Origin of the sequence: Peribacillus frigoritolerans (assembly GCF_001636405.1) — a bacterium.
GTDB lineage: Bacteria > Bacillota > Bacilli > Bacillales > DSM-1321 > Peribacillus > Peribacillus frigoritolerans.
Map to the genome: position 1 here is coordinate 190,080 of NZ_KV440950.1, position 16,836 is coordinate 206,915.

18 protein-coding genes are annotated in these 16,836 nt (G+C 41.0%); all 18 read right to left on the reverse strand.

Going from position 1 to position 16,836, the window contains the following annotated elements; genetic code table 11:
• Nucleotides 1-236: 236 nt before the first annotated feature.
• Nucleotides 237-875 carry a 50S ribosomal protein L25/general stress protein Ctc gene (locus A6755_RS00985; protein WP_034316323.1) on the reverse strand — a complete coding sequence of 213 codons (639 nt, stop codon included), beginning with the start codon at nt 873-875 and terminating at the stop codon, nt 237-239.
• Nucleotides 876-1,047: 172 nt separating this feature from the next.
• The gene (locus A6755_RS00990) at nt 1,048-1,800 is read right to left on the reverse strand and encodes an ATP-binding cassette domain-containing protein (RefSeq protein WP_063589569.1); all 753 of its coding nucleotides are present in this window, start codon (nt 1,798-1,800) and stop codon (nt 1,048-1,050) included.
• 13 nt (nt 1,801-1,813) lie between these two features.
• On the reverse strand, nt 1,814-2,587 hold the full coding sequence (gene ssuC, locus A6755_RS00995; protein ID WP_217349284.1) for an aliphatic sulfonate ABC transporter permease SsuC: 774 nt from the start codon (nt 2,585-2,587) through the stop codon (nt 1,814-1,816).
• The gene (gene ssuD / locus A6755_RS01000) at nt 2,562-3,728 is read right to left on the reverse strand and encodes an FMNH2-dependent alkanesulfonate monooxygenase (RefSeq protein WP_063589570.1); all 1,167 of its coding nucleotides are present in this window, start codon (nt 3,726-3,728) and stop codon (nt 2,562-2,564) included. Before ssuD ends, ssuC begins: the two co-directional genes overlap by 26 nt.
• 13 nt (nt 3,729-3,741) lie before the next feature.
• Complete coding sequence (locus A6755_RS01005) at nt 3,742-4,722, reverse strand: sulfonate ABC transporter substrate-binding protein (RefSeq protein ID WP_063589571.1); 981 nt, start codon at nt 4,720-4,722, stop codon at nt 3,742-3,744.
• Between the two features lie 312 nt (nt 4,723-5,034).
• Entirely contained in the window at nt 5,035-5,988 is a 954-nt protein-coding gene (locus A6755_RS01010; protein ID WP_034316329.1) for a ribose-phosphate diphosphokinase, read from the reverse strand.
• Between the two features lie 15 nt (nt 5,989-6,003).
• On the reverse strand, nt 6,004-7,377 hold the full coding sequence (gene glmU / locus A6755_RS01015) for a bifunctional UDP-N-acetylglucosamine diphosphorylase/glucosamine-1-phosphate N-acetyltransferase GlmU (RefSeq protein WP_034316331.1): 1,374 nt from the start codon (nt 7,375-7,377) through the stop codon (nt 6,004-6,006).
• 579 nt (nt 7,378-7,956) lie between these two features.
• Entirely contained in the window at nt 7,957-8,253 is a 297-nt protein-coding gene (gene spoVG, locus A6755_RS01020) for a septation regulator SpoVG (protein WP_034316332.1), read from the reverse strand.
• A gap of 191 nt (nt 8,254-8,444) precedes the next feature.
• Nucleotides 8,445-8,819: a RidA family protein gene (locus tag A6755_RS01025; RefSeq protein ID WP_034316334.1), complete on the reverse strand. Its 375-nt coding sequence runs from the start codon at nt 8,817-8,819 to the stop codon at nt 8,445-8,447.
• 13 nt (nt 8,820-8,832) lie between these two features.
• The gene (gene purR / locus A6755_RS01030; protein WP_048690004.1) at nt 8,833-9,657 is read right to left on the reverse strand and encodes a pur operon repressor; all 825 of its coding nucleotides are present in this window, start codon (nt 9,655-9,657) and stop codon (nt 8,833-8,835) included.
• 61 nt (nt 9,658-9,718) lie between these two features.
• Nucleotides 9,719-10,588, reverse strand: coding sequence for a 4-(cytidine 5'-diphospho)-2-C-methyl-D-erythritol kinase (gene ispE, locus A6755_RS01035; RefSeq protein ID WP_034316338.1), 870 nt, complete (start codon nt 10,586-10,588; stop codon nt 9,719-9,721).
• 323 nt (nt 10,589-10,911) lie between these two features.
• A complete protein-coding gene (locus A6755_RS01040; protein ID WP_063589572.1) occupies nt 10,912-11,088 on the reverse strand; it encodes a small, acid-soluble spore protein, alpha/beta type in 177 nt (58 codons plus the stop codon).
• A 151-nt stretch (nt 11,089-11,239) separates the two neighbouring features.
• Nucleotides 11,240-11,491, reverse strand: coding sequence for a biofilm formation stimulator Veg (veg, locus tag A6755_RS01045; protein ID WP_034316343.1), 252 nt, complete (start codon nt 11,489-11,491; stop codon nt 11,240-11,242).
• A gap of 314 nt (nt 11,492-11,805) precedes the next feature.
• Nucleotides 11,806-12,684 carry a sporulation peptidase YabG gene (gene yabG / locus A6755_RS01050; RefSeq protein WP_034316344.1) on the reverse strand — a complete coding sequence of 293 codons (879 nt, stop codon included), beginning with the start codon at nt 12,682-12,684 and terminating at the stop codon, nt 11,806-11,808.
• 201 nt (nt 12,685-12,885) lie between these two features.
• Nucleotides 12,886-13,764, reverse strand: coding sequence for a 16S rRNA (adenine(1518)-N(6)/adenine(1519)-N(6))-dimethyltransferase RsmA (gene rsmA, locus A6755_RS01055; RefSeq protein ID WP_034316346.1), 879 nt, complete (start codon nt 13,762-13,764; stop codon nt 12,886-12,888).
• On the reverse strand, nt 13,757-14,320 hold the full coding sequence (rnmV, locus tag A6755_RS01060) for a ribonuclease M5 (RefSeq protein WP_034316348.1): 564 nt from the start codon (nt 14,318-14,320) through the stop codon (nt 13,757-13,759). The genes rsmA and rnmV overlap by 8 nt, the downstream gene beginning before the upstream one ends.
• 244 nt (nt 14,321-14,564) lie before the next feature.
• Complete coding sequence (locus A6755_RS01065) at nt 14,565-15,719, reverse strand: G5 and 3D domain-containing protein (RefSeq protein ID WP_244889613.1); 1,155 nt, start codon at nt 15,717-15,719, stop codon at nt 14,565-14,567.
• 278 nt (nt 15,720-15,997) lie between these two features.
• Complete coding sequence (locus A6755_RS01070) at nt 15,998-16,765, reverse strand: TatD family hydrolase (RefSeq protein ID WP_034316352.1); 768 nt, start codon at nt 16,763-16,765, stop codon at nt 15,998-16,000.
• Nucleotides 16,766-16,836: the final 71 nt, after the last annotated feature.

Here is a 16,836-nt window from a genome sequence, read left to right on the forward strand (position 1 = left end):
TTAGGGAGTTACAATGGGACGAAGTTTTTCCAAGATCCATTGACCTTAGAAAAATAGTACCCTAATTTCAAGCTGGACTGCAAGCGACCGGAGAACTAATTAGGTAAAATCCAATTAAAGGATTCCATTACGAAAAAAATCTGTCGGATTTAAATGGATGCATCCAGAGATTGAAAAGACGTAACTCGTTAAGAGCTACGCCTATTATATCACGATTCACTTGTTTAATCCCGGCATCATGACTCTGGTGATGCCTTGGTTTCCCTGCCTTCTTCATTTTCAGGGATACCGCCATCCTGCTGTTCACCTGTACTTATTTCCTCTTCCTGGCGAGGAGCCAAAACAGATGCAACAACTTCTTCACCATCGTGGCCGATTGTAACTTGCTTATTCGTTTGGATATCGGATATGTAGATTGTATCCCCTACCTGAAGTTCGGTAACGTCAACATCGATGGAGTCAGGAATGTCATTAGGTTTAGCCGTGACCGTCACTTCATGAAGAGACTGCTGAAGGACCCCTCCGTCTTTCACGCCTTTACAAACACCGACAAGGTTGATGCGAACTTGTGCCTGTAATTGAGCGGACATATCCACAATTAAAAAGTCTGCATGATAAATGGAGTTTTTTAGTGGATCCTTTTGATAATCAGAGAGCATGACTTTATAACTCTTACCTTCCAAGTCCAAAGAAATGATCCCATTACGGCCTATTTCCTTGATTGTCTTTTGAAGCTCGATATTATTGACGGAAATGGCCGTACTGTCATTTTTATTGCCATATACTATCGCAGGGATTTCGCCGCTTTCCCTCAAATTCCTTAAATTAGAGTGTTTTGAATCCGTACGTTCTTTTGCAGCTAATATATTACTCATACATCCTCCGCCTTCCTAAATATGAATTACAAGTTTCTCTATATTTAACATTTCCCTAAATGGTGAATCATTAAACATGAAAGGTAAAATCCGCTGGGAGCAAGAAGGCGGTAAACATATGGTAAACATAGGAATTCCCTGCAAAATCTTTTTTTCATTCTTTTTTTCTAATTCACGCGTGAATCGCTTTTTTTTCCATTTTTCCCTCAACTTGCATCACTCGGTCAAGGATTTGGGCTGCTAGTGATGAGTATTGAATACTATCCTTTTTCCGTGGTCTCGGCAGATTGATTTCCTTATTCATGACGACTTTGCCTTCTTCGATTAATATGACACGGTCGGCAAGCATTACGGCTTCTTCAACGTCATGTGTAACGAGTAAGGCAGTAAAGTCCCTTTTCCTCCATAGTTCTTCAATCAGCCTTTGCATTCCAATCCTCGTTAAAGCATCCAATGCCCCTAGCGGCTCATCCAAGAGGAGAATGTCAGGTTGGTTCACCAATGCCCTCGCTAATGCAACCCTTTGTTTTTGCCCCCCAGATAAAACGGACGGCCAATCATTTGCTCGATCTGCAAGGCCCACTTGCTCCAGTAATTCCATAGCGTTTGACTTCCAATCCCCTTTCAAGCCTACGCCAATATTTTGAAGGATTTTTTTCCAAGGAAAAAGCCTGCCATCCTGAAACATCGTCCGTGATGATTTATTTAATCCATTCAATGGTTTTCCATTCACCAGTATCTGCCCGCCCGTCGGCTTTTCCAGTCCTGCCACAAGACGAAGCAAGGTGCTCTTTCCACATCCGCTCTTACCGACAATGGCTACGAATTCTCCCTTTTTAAATGTCAGGTCCATCCCCTTTAATACTTCAAACTCCCCAAAATCCTTTCTTACACCCTGCAACTCCAACGAATTTCCATTTTTCATGTTAATGACCTCCTCATTGGTATGACGGATGCCACTTTAAGCATCTTTTTTCAATTATTTTGGCTGCAACGTCCGATATTTTCCCTAATAAGGCATATAAGAGAATACTAAGAACAACAATATCCATCCTCATGAATTCACGGGCATTCATAGCCATATATCCAATTCCGGAATTAGCGGATATTGTTTCTGCGACAATTAATGTGACCCACATGATTCCAAGGGAGAAGCGGATTCCCACCAAAATGGATGGAAAGGCTGCAGGGAGAAGCACATTCCAGAATAAAGAAAAACCACTCAACCCATAAACCCTCGCCGCTTCGATTAATCCCTTATCCACCGATTTAACACCATGAAATGTATTTAAATAGATAGGAAATAGAACCCCTAAAGCGACAAGGAAGATTTTCGCTTCTTCATCTATACCAAACCATAGAATCACCAGCGGTATTAAAGCTAAATGCGGAATATTACGCAACATCTGAAGCGAGGTATCGAATAAGGTTTCAGCAATGGATGATAATCCATTTAATAAACCAAGTACAAAACCAATGATTCCGCCTATTAAAAAGCCGATGAAGGCACGCTGAGCACTGATACCGATATAATCAATAAGTTCACCCGTCCCCAGTAATGCAACACCTGCTTGAAACACTTCAGTCGGGGCAGGCAATATCCGTTCCGACAGAATCCCCCACAAGGACAGCAGCTGCCAAGTTACCAAAAGGAGAATGGGCACAAGCCATGATATAAGGTGGAACTTATTGAACTTTTTGTTTAACTTCATCTTCAATTTCACTTCCTTTTGTAGGGTAGTGGTCATTAGCCAATATTTCCCCGAATGGGCTCGTAGCTTTTGAAACGGGTCCTTGCAGCCTTTCAACAGGGAGTAAAGGGAATAATAATTCCGCAACTCTATACGCTTCTTCAAGATGAGGATATCCAGATAAAACAAAGGATTCTATTCCGATTTCTTCATATTCCTTCATTCTGGCAGCAACATTTTCTGCACTCCCTACTAGTGCCGTACCGGCGCCCCCGCGCACTAGACCAACACCCGCCCATAAGTTTGGACTGATTTCGAGTGAATCCCTGCTTCCTTTATGAAGTTGCGACATCCTCTTCTGACCCACTGAATCAAATCGTTCAAAAATCTTTTGTGAATTTTCAATCATTTCATCATCCACATATTTAATGAGTTCGTCCGCTGCCTGCCAAGCTTCTTCTTCCGTTTCTCTTACAATGACATGCATCCGTATGCCAAATCTGACCTCACGTCCATATTCTGCTGCCTTTTTACGCACCTTTTCAATTTTCTCAGCCACTTGCACCACGGGCTCACCCCAAGTCAAGTACACATCAATATGCTTTCCCGATATATCGATGGCCGGGTCGGATGAACCTCCGAAATAGAGCGGTGGGTACGGTTTTTGTACAGGTGACAACAGAATATTTCCACCTTCAACATTTAGATGCTCCCCTTCATAGTCCACACTCTCACCAGACATTTCCTTTCTCCAGATATCGAGAAATTCATTTGTTTGCTCATAGCGTTCCTTATGATTTAGAAACACGCCATCTCCTGCCAATTCGACTGGGTCCCCCCCAGTTACAACATTGATCAAAAGACGGCCATTCGACAACCTGTCGAAGCTTGAAGCCATACGCGCAGCCAAGGTTGGCGACATTAAACCTGGACGGATAGCAACTAAAAATTTCATTCTTTCCGTTGCAGAAATCAATGAAGAGCCCACTACCCATGCATCCTCACAAGACCGTCCTGTCGGAAGCAAAGCCCCTTCAAAACCTAAATGATCAACCGCCTGTGCTATTTGTTTTAAATAAGGAAGCGTGATTGCCCTCCCTCCCTTTGTCGATCCTAAATAGCGACTTTCCCCATGCGATGGTAAAAACCAAAATACTTTCATTTTCATTTCCCCCTTAATTTTTTTTAAGATCTGCTGAAGCATCCAGAATATTAATCTTGCTTGGGATTAATTTAAGATGGTAAAAAGTATCGGCAATTTTTTGTTGATCATCCAAAACGGTATTGGAAATCTCCTCAAGTCCATATTCTTTTCTATTTAATGTTTTTTCCAATGCCTCCACACTCATTCCAATTTCCGGAGATAGAAACTCAGCGACGTCGCTTGGGTTTTCTTCAATCCATTTATCAACTTTTATCAGTTCTTCTTTGATAATCTTCAAAGCCTCTTCATTCCCGGCAAATGAATCAGTTGCCAAAAAGAATTCCCGATTCGCCACCAGTCCTTCTCCATCCTGAATCGTTTTCGTTTCAAGTTCCAATTCCGCCGCTGATAAAAATGGATCCCATATTACCCAGGCATCGATTTGGTTTCCTTCAAAAGCGGCCCTCGCATCAGCCGGTGGCAAGTAGACGGGCTGAATGTCATCAAGAGTAAGACCTGCTTCCTCTAACGCTTTGACCAATAAGTAATGAACATTGGAACCTTTATTCAAGCCAATCTTCTTGCCCTTTAAATCTTTCACATTTTTAATGGGCGAATCCTTTTGTACAACTATAGCCTCTCCTGATGGGTTTGCCGGCTGATTGGCAATATAGACAAGCGGAGCATTGGCTGCCTGTGCAAATATCGGCGGTGCCTCCCCTGTGTGCCCAAAATCAATACTGCCGACATTCAAGGCTTCAAGCAGCTGTGGTCCTGCAGGGAATTCAGTCCAATCGACTGTATATCCCACTTCCTTTAAATGTGTTTCCAGCTCCCCTTTTGATTTCAAAATATTTAATGTCCCGAATTTTTGATAACCGATACGGATGGTTTTATCTGATTCTTTTGCGTCAGCACTTGTGGAACTGTTCTTTTCCTGCCCGCATGCACTTACTATCAGCATGATGATGCTGAAGATGGACAGCAGCCATATCTTTCGTTTTTTCTTCATATTCTGCACACCCTTCTTAAACTTTTTATATAAAAATAAAAGGCTCCTTTCCTTCACCAATTGGACAATAGGGCAAAATGATGCCTAATGTTCAATGGTAAGTGAAAAGGAGCCTTCGGTAGTCCGATCGGCATTAACCAGTATGCACTTGCATAGTACAGTTTTTCATTCCATGAATATGAATTGTATTTTGTATGGTTATTTTATTATTACTATTCTCATCTGTCAACTAAGAATTAAATATTTTCTGAAACTTTTAAACGAAAACACGGCGAGCCCGAAAGGCCCGCCGTGTTACGTTTTATTTTGTTATCAATCAAATAATGTACTGACTGATTGTTCCTCATGCACACGAATGATTGCCTCTGCAATCAAAGGTGCTACAGAAAGACCAACAATTTTATCGATTTTCTTATCTTCAGATAGGGCAATCGAGTTAGTCACGACCAATTCCTTGATCGTTGAATTTTGAATCCTTTCGATGGCAGGACCTGAAAGGACTGGGTGTGTACAACAAGCGTACACTGCTTTAGCACCATTCTCCACAAGGGCATTGGCCGCTAATGTAATAGTTCCTGCAGTATCGATGATGTCATCAATCAGTATTGCTGTCTTCCCTTCAATATTACCAATGATGTTCATGACTTCAGCCACGTTCGGTCTTGGGCGGCGCTTATCGATAATGGCGATCGGTGCTTTTAGGCGATCGGCCATTTTACGGGCACGTGTTACACCACCATGATCTGGGGAAACGATGACGATATCACTTAAATCTTTTTCCTTGAAGAAATCAGCTAAAATCGGAACGGCAACAAGGTGATCGATAAGAATATCGAAGAAACCTTGAATTTGAGGTGCGTGAAGATCTAATGTGATTACACGGTGGGCACCAGCCGTTTCCAAAAGATTTGCGACAAGTTTAGCTGTAATTGGTTCACGCGCACGCGCTTTGCGATCTTGGCGGGCATAACCGTAATATGGCATTACAATATTGATCGTTTTAGCTGAAGCACGTTTAAGAGCATCGATCATAATTAAAAGTTCCATTAAATTTTCATTGACTGGTTGGCTTGTTGATTGGATTACGAATACATCACAGCCACGGATACTTTCTTCAATATTAATTTGAACTTCACCGTCACTGAAACTTGTTACGCTACATTTTCCAAGTTCAACACCGATTGCTGCAGCAATTTCCTGAGCTAAATCGAAGTTTGAATTTAAAGAGAATACTTTTAAATTAGGATCTAAATACTGATTTGACATGATGACCTCCGTCGGTTATTTATTAAATTTCAAATTCTTGACATAATCTTCTTTGTTAACTTGACGAGCCCGGGCAACGGATAGGGCTTGCTGCGGTACATCTTGCGTGATGGTTGAACCAGCAGCTACATATGCCCCTTCTCCTACTGTCACAGGTGCAACCAGATTAGAATTGCAGCCTATGAAGACATTGTCTTCAATCTTCGTCAAATATTTATTTTTCCCGTCGTAATTCACGGTAATAGATCCACAGCCTATATTAACATTCTCCCCAACCTCTGCATCACCAATATAACTCAAATGTGAGGCCTTGCTTCCTTTGCCAAAAACGGTTTTTTTGATTTCGACAAAATTACCGATCTTAACGGAATCCTTAATATCTGATTGAGGTCTAACATGTGCGAATGGACCGATTTTAACAAAACTTCCAATACTGCTTTCGTGCACAACCGATTGGAGGACTTCCGTTCCATCACCAATTTCACAATTACTGATTTCCGTATTCGGGCCAATCAAGCAGTCCTGCCCGATGATACTTTTTCCTTTAATGAATGACCCAGGGTTAATGACTGTATCCTGTCCGATTTGCACATCCGCTTCAATGAAAGTTGTAAGCGGGTCGATGATCGTTACACCGTTCCTCATATGCTTTTCATTGATGCGTTTCCGTAAAATTTGCTCAGCCTGCGATAAAGCCACGCGGTCATTCACACCCAATGTCTCCTCGAATTCACTGGATTGGAAAGCCGTCACCACTTCGCCTTCTTCTTTTAAGATTTCAATAACATCCGGTAAGTAATATTCTCCCTGGACATTTTCATTTGAAACCTTTTTCAGCGCGCTGAATAATGCTTGGTTGTCGAAGCAATATGTACCGGTATTTATTTCCTTAACATATCTTTCTTCTTCCGAAGCATCCTTATGCTCGACGATTTTTTCTACAAGTCCGCCTTCACCGCGAAGGACCCTTCCATAGCCAGCAGGGTTATCTGCATAAGCTGTTAAGATTGTTGCTTTCGCCTGACTTTGCTCATGCAAAGCTATAAGCTCTTTCATTGTTTCCGCTTTAATCAGAGGCGTGTCACCGCAAATAACAAGGGTCGTGCCACTTTTTGCGGATAAAACGCTTTCCGCTTGCATTACAGCATGTGCCGTACCTAATTGCTGTTCTTGTAATGCATACTTGCATGAATCACCAAGTTGCTCTTGAACCTTTTCAGCACCATGGCCGATGACTGTTACAATATCTTCTATTTGAAGTTGATTGACTTGATCGATAACATGTTGTACCATTGGTTTCCCGCAAACAGGGTGCAAAACCTTATAAAGCTTAGATTTCATCCTAGTACCTTGCCCAGCGGCCAATATTATTGCATAGCGATTACTCATAACAGGCCTCCATTTTCACCTTTTTATCCACTAAAAATATTATCTCAAATAGTGATTCTTTTCAAGGTAACAATTAAAAGTACATATAATTGTCAACCAATCGGGTGAAAAATTTCCGTTATCCGAGAGCTTACAAATGTCAGCATTGGACCCTGTAGCATTATTTGGCATCATGAAATGAATGATATATGCCCGGTCAATGCACAGTAACATGTTTCCTCCCCTTTATCCCAAAACACCGCCACGACCGCGTCATGCCCTATGTACAAGCCACCTGGCAGCACTGCACCCGTTGTTAACTCTCATTCCGAGATCAGGTTACCGATTCATGTCATTAGAGAGATCCCCTTACAGGAATTTCAATTTCCGGTTGAACAAAAAGGTTTTAAAAATAAAAAGGATGGGTACTTAAACTTTAGATAATACCGTAAGTTTTACAATTCATTTAAGCAAATGTCTGTATGATGAGCGGATAAGTTCTAAACTTATCTGTTTTTGAATAAATAAAAAAGAGCACTACTTATGAAGTAGGCTCTAGATGCACGAATTATTAATTTAAAGTTTAAAAGTAAGGTTATTTTAAGAAGCACCTGCTCCAGCTTCCTCTAATTCAGTTTCAAGTTCTCCCAATCGATGATATTCTGTCAAGACAGCTTCTTGAATTTTCCCGCGTGTCGAGGAATTGATTGGATGAGCGATATCCCGGAATTCTCCATCTGGAGTTCGTTTACTTGGCATTGCTACAAATAAACCATTGTTTCCGTCGATCACACGAATATCATGAACCACAAATTCATTATCCAGTGTAATTGATGCGATAGCTCTCATACGACCATCCGTATTCACACGGCGTAATCTTACGTCAGTTACTTCCATTTAAGCTCACCATCCCTTTTTGTTGTTGTTAAAACTTAAAGTACATATTCAACAAAAAAACGTGAACTCCTTCTATTATCTGTAATTTTTTTAGAAAATTCAGCCTAGTTTTTAAAAATATTAAAAATCACCCATATATTACAGGAAAATTACCCATTACGAATGCCCTGAAAAATAAAAAAAACGCCCGTTTATTTAACGAGCGCTACCACTTCTATTTCCACTAGTGCATCTTTAGGAAGGCGAGCAACCTCTACACAAGAGCGGGCAGGTTTGTGAGCAGAAAAGTATTCTCCGTATATTTCATTAATCGAACCGAAATCGTCCATACTTTTAATGAAAACTGTAGCCTTAATGACAGTTTCCAATGAAGCCCCAGCTTCTTTCAATACAGCTTGGAGATTCTTAAAGACCTGGTGTGTTTGTTCCTTGACATCCCCTGTCACCATCTCACCAGAAGCAGTAAGCGGGATCTGTCCTGAACTGAAAAATAACGTATCCACGATCACGCCTTGTGAATATGGCCCGATCGCTGCCGGTGCTTCATCCGTATGTATCGTTTTCATGAAATGATTCCCCCTATTCCTTTTTCGTAAAATAATTCCCACGGCTGACCTTGATTTTCTTGTCTCTTTCGACCACCTGTGTCAACTTGATCAAAGAAACATAGTCCTCGACAAGGCACTCCTCCGTATGTTCAGATTCGACCAGCACCGCAATTCCGGCAACTGTTGCCTTGAATTCATCCAATAGACTGACCATACCGTTAATGGTACCTCCAGCCTTCATGAAATCGTCTACAATCAATACATTCGAACCCTCAACCAAGCTTCTCTTAGAGAGTACCATAGTCTGGATCCTCTTTGAAGAGCCTGAAACATAATTGATGCTCACTGTAGAACCTTCCGTTACTTTATTATTCCTACTTACAATGACAACTGGAACATTCAAATAATTTGCCACGGCGTATGCTAATGATATCCCTTTGGTTGCCATCGTCATGATGACAGAGACATTTTTCTTGGCATACATTGAGGCGATTATCCTTCCAACCTTATTCACGGTTTGCGGATGCCCTAAGATGTCTGTCATATATAGATAACCCCCAGGAAGTAGCCTTTCGGGACTAGCGATCGTATCGCATAAGCCGTCAATGAAGGCATTGACTTCTTCTTCCTTGATGGAAACAATATATTTCACTCCACCGGCCGCACCTGGAACGGTTGTCAAAGAACCTATCCCGCGTTGTTCAAAGGTATCTTTGATGATTGTCAAATCTTCACTGATCGAGGACTTTGCCGAACTATATCTTTCAGCAAAATAAGTCAGCGAAACAAGTTCCCCTGGATGTTCTAATAAATAATTGGTCATATCGACTAGCCTCTCGCTGCGACGAAATTTCATTGAGACACCCCCTTTGTGAATTCCGAATATTATATAGCAACTATACCACTAATGTACGTTTCTATTCAAGATTGTTTCGATCACCCAGTAAACGGACCGCATAGACTTGATCACAAAATCCGCGAAGACCATTGTAAATCCTCTGCATGCGCGAATCATGTTCCACCAAACCAAAAACGGTCGGACCGCTTCCGCTCATCAAGACCGAATCTGCTCCAAATGTCTTCATTTGATCTTTAATGTTCGCGACCTCCGGGTATAACTGCAATGTCACTTGTTCAAGAACATTCCCCAACCCTTCACATACATCGTGATAATTGTTTTCCATAATAGCCGAAATCATTCCAGGTACATCCGGATGCTCCATTTTTGAAGTTTGGAGCCTTTTGTATATATCGGCAGTCGAAACGCCGATCGTCGGTTTGGCCAAGATGACCCAGCACTTTGGCGGTGCAGGAAGATGCGTGATTTTTTCCCCGCGCCCTCTGGCCAATGCCGTACCTCCATATACACAAAATGAAACATCAGAGCCAATTTCAGCTCCGATTTCCGCAAGTTCATCCATGGAAAGACCAAGCTTCCACAGTCTATTTAAGCCTCTTAAGGTTGCTGCGGCATCACTGCTGCCACCAGCAAGTCCTGCGGCTACAGGTATATTTTTCTCTATAGTTATGGAAACACCTTTATTGATTCCAAAACGTTCCTTTAGAATAAATGCAGCTTGATAAGCCAAATTCCGATGATCATCCGGAACAAATCGATTATGGGATAGAATTTGAATATGATTTCCCGTTATTTCCTTTAGTTCAATTCTATCGGCAAGGTCGACTGTCGTCATGATCATTTCCACCTCATGATACCCATCAGGCCGTTTGAAAAGCACATCCAAAGCCAAATTAATTTTAGCCGGGGCTTTTTCCATAAGCTTCAATATGTCCACCTACTTTAACGTTCTTAAAAGTTCTTGTCCTATTCTATCATATTTGTTTATATTCTAAAGGTTTTTTCATCGTAATTTCAATGTAATGAAACTAAGATTGGCCCTTAGAGGAGAATAGACACATGTAGGCACATTGGGGAGCAACCACTTCCTGCATCCCAAAAGACTTGCTACATATCCATATAGCATTCACCGATACATAAAAAAACCAGACTCCTTAACTACAATGTAAGCAAAAATGAATAGAGCTATACATTGTATAAAGAGTCCGGCTTCCATCAACATGACGGCATGATACAATTAAGTGTTTTATCTTACTCTTTGTTCACCAATTGACGTTGTGCTTTTTCGATAGCAAGTTTTACCATGTTCCCTGCATCCCTGGCCCGGATTCCTCCCCAGCCTTCTTTCTGGATAACATCGTAAAATCCAAGTTCCTTAGCCAATTCCTCTTTAAGATCATTTGACATAATCCCTTTTTTCCTGCTCAAGCGAAGCAACCCCTTTCACATGCCGTCACATGCCTAGTGTTTGCAACATACGCTATTTCATTACATCCTTTTTAAGCCTTTATTGGGACTCACAGGATATTTTATGCAAAACAAAAAGCAGCAAACAAAATTGTTAGCTGCCTCGTTTAAGTTACATCTCTTGTTGTTTGTTTAAAAATGTTAGTTCCACGGTTTCCGTTAAAACATCCGCATAGCTGTAAGATACTCTTTCAAACGCATTTTCATCTTGGTCGAGCTCAATTACAAAAACAGCCGGATAAGTTTCCGCCAAAGTTCCAAATCGTTCTACAGTCTTTCTTCTTCCACCGTTTGCTTTTAAGAGCAATCTTTTACCCAGGTTTGAATCAAGTGCAGTTTTAATATCAGCTAGAGTTTTTGGCATTTTCGGTCCACCTCACTAAGTTAAGTATATCACAATTTAGAAATATACGCAAACAAAATAATAAATTATATCAGCACTTAAAAATGTAGTCAATATATTTTTATCTGAAATTCGGCAAAATCGCGAACAATTTTATTATATCCTGGGAAATGAAAAATTATGTAAACGAACTATTCCATTATTTATTAAGCCGAATTTTCGTAATTAAATCATTGCCAACGAACATTGCTCCACAAATAACCCATTTTTTTGTGAGGATATCCGAATTCTCCCCCTACTAAAAGCAAGCTGCATTCTTTCAAAATGCAGCTCGTTCATTCTTCCTGAAATGGCTTGAAAGGCAACCCGGTCCGTAACACCCCTTTTGTCTCAATTCCCCCAAGCCCCTTCTCTCCCGTTAATGTATTCCGAAGGACATCCCATACATGAATATGATCGGAAAAAGGCGTAAAGCTTATCTTTCCGACGATATATACCGGATCAAGAGCATGTATATTAACACGGGAAGGAGAACTTGCGAAATTTGCACCCGCTTGGATCAGCGATTCAAAATGCGACTGACAAGCCCCGGCAAATATAATCAGTTGGTCTAAATGAGAAACCCTCCTTCTCGCTTCTCTAACTGTCTGTACAAAATCCTTTGAGTGACGGTAGGCATTAATATCGGACATCGGTCCTTTTGATTTTGAATAGGCATCATGACCGGTGACAACAAGAATGTCCGGCCGATAATGATCCAGCAACCCCCCGATCCTTTGGGGCATTTCCTTTTCATTGCAATAGATGCCATTGACCGGAATACCGAATTTCTGATATAGATCCATGCATTTCCTTAAGTAAGATGCATCCCCATCAACATGGAGCACCCTCCCTGGTATTTGGAAATATTCACCGCTATACCGATAGCCATTACTGGATTGATAGCCGTTTTTTTGTTGTTGCAGCTCCAGATCTTGCGTTAATAAGCGGTCAGATTGTTCTTGTAGTACCTCATTCGACCTTTGTCGATCATTTCTTTCATTATCATTAATAAGCATTAAATCTTGAAAAGGTGCATCTGCAATCAGTCGGATATCTTCCCCATAAAGAATAGCTTCACGCCTTCCGTCAATATCACGGATATCAATTACCCGGAACAACACGTCGCATTTATAAGATACCCGACCAACAATATCGTTTATTTGAATATTCATGGCCCCACCCCATGAGAAGACTTATTTTCAGCCCGCCCTAGTTTATTTTCATTCTTAAGTTATGCGAATCAATCTTGAATGGTGAAAGGTGGAGATTGGTTACATTTTCGGGTATGTTCCATCATGATGGACCAATTTCAAAACAAAAAAAGCCGGAAGCTGGGCGTAACCCCATTCCGACTTGAATCTTTCACATTTTCTTTATTTGAAGTTCGGCAATAACGCATCACTTAAGCGGCCAAATTCTTTGATGCTCAATGTTTCGCCGCGTCTGGAAGGATCCACTTCCGCGGCTTCGAGAGCGGCAAGTATGTGTTCCTTTTTTGATTTACCATCTGGCATCTGACTGGTTAAGTTATTTAAAATCGTTTTCCGACGCTGTGCAAAGCATGCCCGGGTCACAGTGAATAAGAAATCCTCATCCAGGACCTCGACGATTGGCTTCACACGCCTAGTAAGGCGGATTACAGCTGAATCAACATTAGGCTGAGGCATGAATACCGTTTTTGGTACGATCATCACTGTTTCGGCTTCTGTATAATATTGAATGGCAATGGATAAAGAACCATATTCCTTTGTCCCAGGTTTTGCGGCAATTCGGTCAGCCACTTCTTTTTGCAGCATGCACACGATGCCTCTAATGGGCAAGTCCTCGGACAATAGCTTTAAAATGATCGGTGTCGTGACATAGTATGGCAGGTTTGCAACAACCATCAAGTCCGAGAATCCGGCAAATTCATCCTCGATGACCTTCTTGACATCAGCCTTAAGAACATCCCCGTGAATGATGTTTACATTGTTATAGGGAGACAGTGTATCCGATAAAATGGGCAGTAGACGCTGATCAATCTCAAAGGCCGCAACCTTTTTGCTGCTTTTCGCCAGTTGTTCCGTCAATGCCCCGATTCCCGGCCCAATTTCGATGGCGCCGCTTTCCTCTGTCAAATTGGCATGTTCGACAATACGTTTCAAGATATTCGTATCGATTAAAAAGTTTTGGCCTAAGCTTTTTTTAAAGGAGAATCCGTACTTCTTTAATATTTCTTTCGTTCTGACAGGGGTTGCAATATCCTTATTCATTTTTTTCCTCCTGAATTATCTGTACCATCGCTTTTTCAAAAGCCTCAGTTGATATTTGGAACATTTTTAGTCTCTTATATAACTGTTTACCATTAGTAAACCCGATTTTTAATATAGATCCAAGTTTTTCCCTTCGTTCCTTGGCACCGGATCCCCCGATTAAACCTGCATCTATTAAATCCTGCTGTGAAATCTCTTCTGAAGCCTCTTCATCCATTATTTGGGCATCCTTTAAAGCATTACGAATTGCCTCAGGAGAAGCATGTTCCACACCAATTCCTCTACCTGACTTAGGAAGGGCTTCCTTCTTCGTTAAAAAGGCGTGTTTACACCCTTTTACTTGTTCTGAAATGATATTCCTGATTTTTTGACCAGGAAAATCAGGGTCAGTGAAAATGATGGCTCCACGTGTCTTTTGTGCAAGCCTCACCTGTTCAATACAGGACTCATTCACCGCTGATCCGTTGGTTTCTATTGTATCAGCATTAACAGCCCTTTTTATCGCCACCGTATCGTCTTTTCCTTCTACAATAATAATTTCTTTAATCTTTTTCATGGTTTCCTCCATACAGAAAAGCGCAAGCGCTTTGATTAGCTCTTGGATAAACGTAACCGGTCCCCCGTAAAAAACTTTTTTAGGTAGAGAAGATCATTTATGAAAGTTTACACGCATAATTCAAATCTTATGAAATGGTGAGACGTCTATCTTATTAAAACAGTTTTACATGGGGTTTTTCAACAAATGGAAAATAAAACGCAAAAAACAGGAGACGAATTCATCTCCTGCGAGAGAAACCTTATTAGTCCAATACGCGAATCTTTACTCTCTTTACACCCCAGCGATAGGCATCATTTTTTGAAGAAAAGAAGACGTCAATCCTATTTCCCTTTATTGCTCCGCCTTTATCAGCTGCTACAGCATAGCCATATCCCTCTACATATACTTTCGACCCCATGGGAATTACGCTTGGATCGACAGCAATGATTTTCGCACCCGGATTACTCTTTAGATCTACTCCTGTGGACGTGACTCCGGAACAGCCCTTACAACTGGCAGTATAAGCTGTTGAAGATACGTATATTTCCTTTCCACTTGAGGAACTAACGTTAGTTACTCCCCGTGATGCCTGCGCAACCGTCGTTCGAGTTCCGACCGTTACAACTTTATCCTGCTTTTTATTAACTACTTTTTCTGAAAGTAATTCTCTTTTGACCTCTTTGCCATTTTCTTTAACAACTTCATATTTCTTGGAAACGAGTCCATCTTTTCCTTCTTTGACAATTTTCTCTTTCCCTTTTGATAAGGAGTCATCTTTTTTAGTTATGACAGCAAAGTCAACTGGTTCTTCCACTACATCGGTGACTTTTTCAATTCGAACTACGTTTACCGTATTCTCAGCTTTAACTTTTTCCGTTAATTCTGGCTCAACTCGATCCAAATCATTGAGTTTTACTCCTTGTTGCTTTAAAAAGTCAGCGACAGTAGTCGAAGTTGACCATACCTGCTTTTCGTCTCCACCCACCACTAATTTCAGTGAAAAGGCTTTGTCTATGGCAACTTCCATATTCGCTTTCAGCTTCGTACTTTTTGAAGGGGTGATCTTATCCTGTTCCTTCACCCTTAGATTTTGGTCTTTTAAAAGTTCATCTACCGTATCTGCGGTGGACCAGACTTCCTTCTTCTTACCATCCTGTACCATGACGATTTTTTGTGCAGGCTTCCAAACCACCTCCAAATCATCATCAACCTTTGTGGCTCTTGATGGGTGGACATAATCTGCGGCTTGAACCTTAATCTCTAAATCTTCCAACATATCATTTACAGTAGCCGCGTGTGTACGCACTACCTCTTTTTTTCCATCTAGCATGATTGTTACTGTATCCTTTGTTCCTTGATATATAAGTATTCCCAATGCTGTAGAAACAAGAATAGCACTGCAAATGGCCATTGCCATTCTCTTCTTCCCAAAAGGTTTGGGAATAAGGTTTTTCATAGTTTTTAATAGAATGAAAAACTCCTCCTTCCTCCCGGTGATTATATAGACTTAGTTATCAAGCTGTCAACCCATTCACTTCTCATTCAGGAAATTACTACCTATTATGCATATTCCATATTAAAAAGGAAAGGTCGAATTCTCGACATAATAAGCCTATAGTTGGAGTGAAATTTGTAGAAACCTCAAAAAAATCGATTTTAGCTAGCAAACCCCGGGAGATATTGTAAAAAAAAATGTCAGTTAATGCCGAATAATTTCTTGGCATTTTCCGTTGTTGCCTGGGAAACTTCCTCTATTGTAAGTTGTTTGATTTCTGCAATTTGTTCAGCGACAAGTTTCACATATGAAGGTTCATTACGCTTCCCTCTATATGGATGTGGAGCCAAATATGGACAATCGGTCTCAATCAGTAAACGGTCTAAAGGTACGGCTGCTGCCACTTCCTTAGGTTTTTTTGCATTCTTGAAGGTCACAGGGCCTCCCAATGAAATATAAAAATTCATATTGATGCACTCCAAAGCCGTTTCCGCACTTCCGCTAAAGCAATGCATGATGCCCCCAACCCTTGATGCCTCTTCTTCCTTCAGTATGTTCACGATATCCGCAGTCGCTTCCCGATTATGGATGATAATGGGCAGCCCCACCTTTTTGGCCAATCGAATCTGCTTCCTGAACACCTCCATTTGAACATCTTTCGGAGATTTATCCCAATGATAATCCAGGCCCATCTCCCCAATGGCCACAACCTTTGGATGATTGGATAATTCCTCGATCCATTGTAAGTCGTCTTCTGTCATATCTATAGCATCCACAGGATGCCATCCGACTGCGGCATACATGAAATCATAAGTTTCTATTAATTCCATTGCCCTTATAATGGTAGGCCGGTCAAAACCAACGACTACCATATTATCGACCCCTGCTTCCTTAGCTCTTTCTATTACGTCTTCGAGATCCTCGTTGAATTGTTCCGCATTAACATGTACATGTGTGTCAAATAGCATTATTTTTCTTCCTTTCTAGCACTATTTTATAAAAAAATGAAAGTTTTATGTTTCACATTTAGGTAACAAAC